Origin of the sequence: Pseudoalteromonas sp. TB64, assembly GCF_000498095.1 — a bacterium.
Classification (GTDB): Bacteria; Pseudomonadota; Gammaproteobacteria; order Enterobacterales; family Alteromonadaceae; genus Pseudoalteromonas.
Genome location: NZ_AUTQ01000155.1, coordinates 1 through 3,839, shown reverse-complemented (window position 1 = coordinate 3,839; position 3,839 = coordinate 1). Strand labels below are relative to the sequence as shown.

Sequence of the window (3,839 nt, the reverse complement as noted above, 5' to 3'; positions counted from 1 at the left end):
CACGCGCAGCCGCTCGAGAAATGGTGCAAGGAGGTAAAGTGCATTATAATGGTCAGCGTACAAAAGCGAGTAAAATAGTAGAAGTCGGAGCAACAATCAAACTTGCTCAAGGCGTAGATGAAAAAATAATAACTATACACAAAGTGCTTGAAAATCGCCAAAGCGCCCCCATTGCACAGACCTTGTATCAAGAATCTGATGCAAGTATTGTTAAACGCGAAGAAAATGCTATCGCACGTAAAAATAACAGCTTTTTTGCCCCTCATCCGGTTAAAAAACCCGATAAAAAGCAAAGACGCGAACTTTTAAAAATGAAATCAAGTTAGGTATAGCCGCTCATGCAACAAGATTTACTTCACCGTTATTTATTCAACAAATTAGATGTTCGTGGCGAACTCGTTCAGATCGAGAGTGCCTACAATGAAATGATCGCCGACCATAATTACCCTGCACCAGTTAAGGCTTTGCTTGGAGAGTTACTCGTTGCAACCTGTTTACTTACAGCGACTTTAAAGTTTGAAGGCGAAATTGCAGTTCAACTACAAGGTGACGGACCTGTTAAATATGCAGTAATTAATGGTGATGACAAACAAAACATGCGTGGTATAGCCCGTTTACAAAGCGAAATAACCGGTACTACGGTAAAAGAGCTTATTGGGCAAGGTTATATGGTTATAACCATTACTCCAAGTAAAGGCGAACGTTACCAAGGTATAGTACCGCTAGAGCACGACACATTGAGTGAGTGTATTGAAAGCTATTTTGAGCAATCAGAGCAATTAAAAACACGTTTATGGTTTGCAACAGACACAACAGAAGGCAGTGCAAAAGCATGTGGTCTATTTTTACAAGTACTACCTGTTGATAAACAAAAGTCGATTGAAGACTTTGCTCACTTAGAAGCTCTGAGCAACACCATTAAAGATGAAGAGCTATTACACCTTGATGCTAATACTGTTCTTACTCGTTTATACCACGAAGATAACCCTCGCGTATTCGAACCACAGGCTATTAAATTTAAATGTGGTTGTAGCCGCGATAAAACAATCACCGCACTTGTTAACATAGGTCAGCAAGAATTGCTCAAAGATGTTGAAGAAAAAGGGTCTGTTAATATTAGTTGTCATTACTGCTTAAAAGAATATGTTTTTAATGAACAAGACGTAAAAAGTATTTTTAACTAATTACTTAACTTAAACAATTCTCACTAATCAAAACCGCAAAATATGCGGTTTTATATTATAAAAAGATGATACCGGTGTCATAAATAGTCGCACTTTTATGACACCGGTATCATTGAAATTATTCATGTTTTTTCCTAAATATATATGTTTTTAGAGCCTTTACGGGCTCGAATATCTTAAAACCTTCTGTTACTATAATTTCAGTTTAAGGGCACTGACATCCCAGAGCTATCCGTTCAAACTCTCTCACATAGTTAGGTATAAACATGACTAAAAGTGCTACACGTTTTGTCGATTTAACCGCAGCTGAACTTGTCGAGCATGCGATCCGCCGTGGCGAAGGTACTTTAGCCGCAAATGGAGCTTTTGTTGCAATCACTGGTCATCGTACTGGTCGTTCACCAAAAGATCGTTTCATTGTTCAAGAAGCAACAACTCAAGATGACATTCAATGGGGTAATGTAAACCGCCCATTTGATGAAAACAAATTTGACGCTTTATGGGCTCGCGTAGAAGAACATGTGCAAAGTAATGACCACTTCACCTCTCACCTAGAAGTTGGCGCAGACTCTAAGCACTATCTACCTGTAGTCGTTACTACTGAAACCGCATGGCACCATATATTCGCCAAAAACATGTTTATTGAACCACAAAAATATAACGCCTCTAACTTTCCACAATGGCAAGTTATGAATGTACCCTCGTTTGTATGTGACCCACAGCGTGATGGAACAAACAGCGATGGCACCGTTATTATTAATTTCGCACAACGTAAAGTGTTACTTGCAGGTATGCGTTACGCCGGTGAAATGAAAAAATCAATGTTTTCTGTACAAAACTTCCTACTACCAGAAAAAGGTGTATTACCAATGCACTGTTCTGCTAACGTAGGTGAAGTTGGCGATACTGCATTATTTTTTGGTTTATCAGGCACTGGGAAAACAACTCTTTCAGCAGATCCAACTCGCTTTTTAATTGGGGATGATGAACACGGTTGGGCACCAGGAAGCGTGTTTAATATTGAAGGCGGTTGTTATGCTAAATGTATCGACCTCTCACAAAAGAATGAACCTGTAATTTGGAATCCAATTCGCTTCGGTACTATTTTAGAAAATGTAGTACTAGATGAAAAAGGCGTTCCAGATTTTCACGATACAAGCCTAACTCAAAATAGCCGTGCAGCTTACCCACTTGAACACGTTGAAAAACGTAAAGTAGAAAACCGTGCAGGCGAGCCAAAAGCAGTTGTGTTTTTAACCTGCGATGTAAGTGGTGTATTACCACCGGTTTCTATTCTTAGCGAAGAAGCCGCTGCTTTTCACTTTTTAAGTGGATACACAGCTAAAGTGGGCTCTACTGAGATTGGATCTACTAGCGATATTGAATCAACATTTTCAACATGTTTTGGCGCACCATTCTTCCCACGCCCTGCAGGTGTTTACGCTGAGCTTCTTATGAAGCGTGTACGCGAGTTTGGCGCTAAAGTGTACCTTGTAAATACAGGTTGGACTGGCGGTCCTTACGGCACAGGTAAGCGCTTTGATATCCCAACTACTCGCGCAGTAATTGATGCAATTGTATCTGGTAAATTAGCGGGAGTTGAAACTCAACATATTGACGTATTAAACCTAGACGTACCAGTAGCAGTTCCGGGTGTAGATACTAACTTACTTAACCCAATTAATACTTGGGAAGATAAAGCTAAGTACAATGAATATGCAGCAAAACTTGCTGCTGACTTCACTGAAAACTTTGCTAAGTACGATGTATCTGACGATATAAAAAATGCAGGCCCTAAAGCTTAAATTAAACTTTAATATTGTATTTTAACGCCAGCCTAGAGCTGGCGTTTTATTTTTAAGCACAAAAAATGCGACAAACCGCCGTACGACTAATATCGAAAACATATAATACTCCTCCAAATAAATCACTTCTTAATACCTAAAAAATCTACATTACTCATCACGTCTATGTAACTAATGACACCAAAGCTTTTATTGTGAAAACATCTAGACGAATATATTTAGGAGGTATTACCTTATTAACCCATATCTCACTTTTCTGCAGACGTAAAGAGCCCGAATTATTAAATGCGGGCACTTTAAAACTTGAAGTCGGTGCGGAATGCCATAGTGCCCACAGCAGTGGAGAGTTGCAGTATAAATACGGCACTATCATTCTCTCAAGCAGCTTATTATCGCGCTATTGCTGAGACTGGTGAGCTAAGTGGGCTTTCTACAATGTGAAGTCGGTCGCGTAGTAGAATATCGTCGTGCCCACAGCGGTGGAGAGCCACAGTGTAAATACAGCACTATCATTCTCTCAAGCTGCTTATTATCGCGCTATTGCTGAGACTGGTGAGCTAAGTGGACTTATTGAAAGTGGTTCATGAACTGTAATCGAATGAAATAAGGGATATTAATGAGAGTGTAAGGTGTGATTTGTGCGTTATCCCCCCACATTTCACTTTTCTGCAGACGTAAAAAAGCCCGAACCGTTAGATTGGGGGTCTCTACAATGTGAAGTCGGTGCGCGCAGTAGAATACTTTAGTGCCCACAGCGATGGAGAGTTACAATATAAATATAGCACTATCATTCTCTCAAGCTGCTTATTATCGCGCTATTGCTGAGACTGGTGAGCTAAGTGGGCTTCTT

3 protein-coding genes are annotated in these 3,839 nt (G+C 40.0%); all 3 read left to right on the top strand.

Translation table 11 applies throughout. The features are described 5' to 3' along the window. Positions 1 to 326: S4 domain-containing protein (locus tag L647_RS0113100; RefSeq protein WP_024611493.1), on the top strand; the 326-nt coding region annotated here is incomplete at its 5' end. Between the two features lie 12 nt (positions 327 to 338). Next, positions 339 to 1,184: an Hsp33 family molecular chaperone HslO gene (gene hslO / locus L647_RS0113095; RefSeq protein ID WP_024611492.1), complete on the top strand. Its 846-nt coding sequence runs from the start codon at positions 339 to 341 to the stop codon at positions 1,182 to 1,184. Between the two features lie 266 nt (positions 1,185 to 1,450). Continuing rightward, entirely contained in the window at positions 1,451 to 2,989 is a 1,539-nt protein-coding gene (locus tag L647_RS0113090; protein WP_024611491.1) for a phosphoenolpyruvate carboxykinase, read from the top strand. The last annotated feature ends 850 nt before the right edge of the window (positions 2,990 to 3,839 follow it).

Coding starts and splice junctions, on each gene's coding strand:
- hslO (WP_024611492.1), top strand. CDS start 339: ATGCAACAAGATTTACTTCACCGTTATTTATTCAACAAATTAGATGTT.
- L647_RS0113090 (WP_024611491.1), top strand. CDS start 1,451: ATGACTAAAAGTGCTACACGTTTTGTCGATTTAACCGCAGCTGAACTT.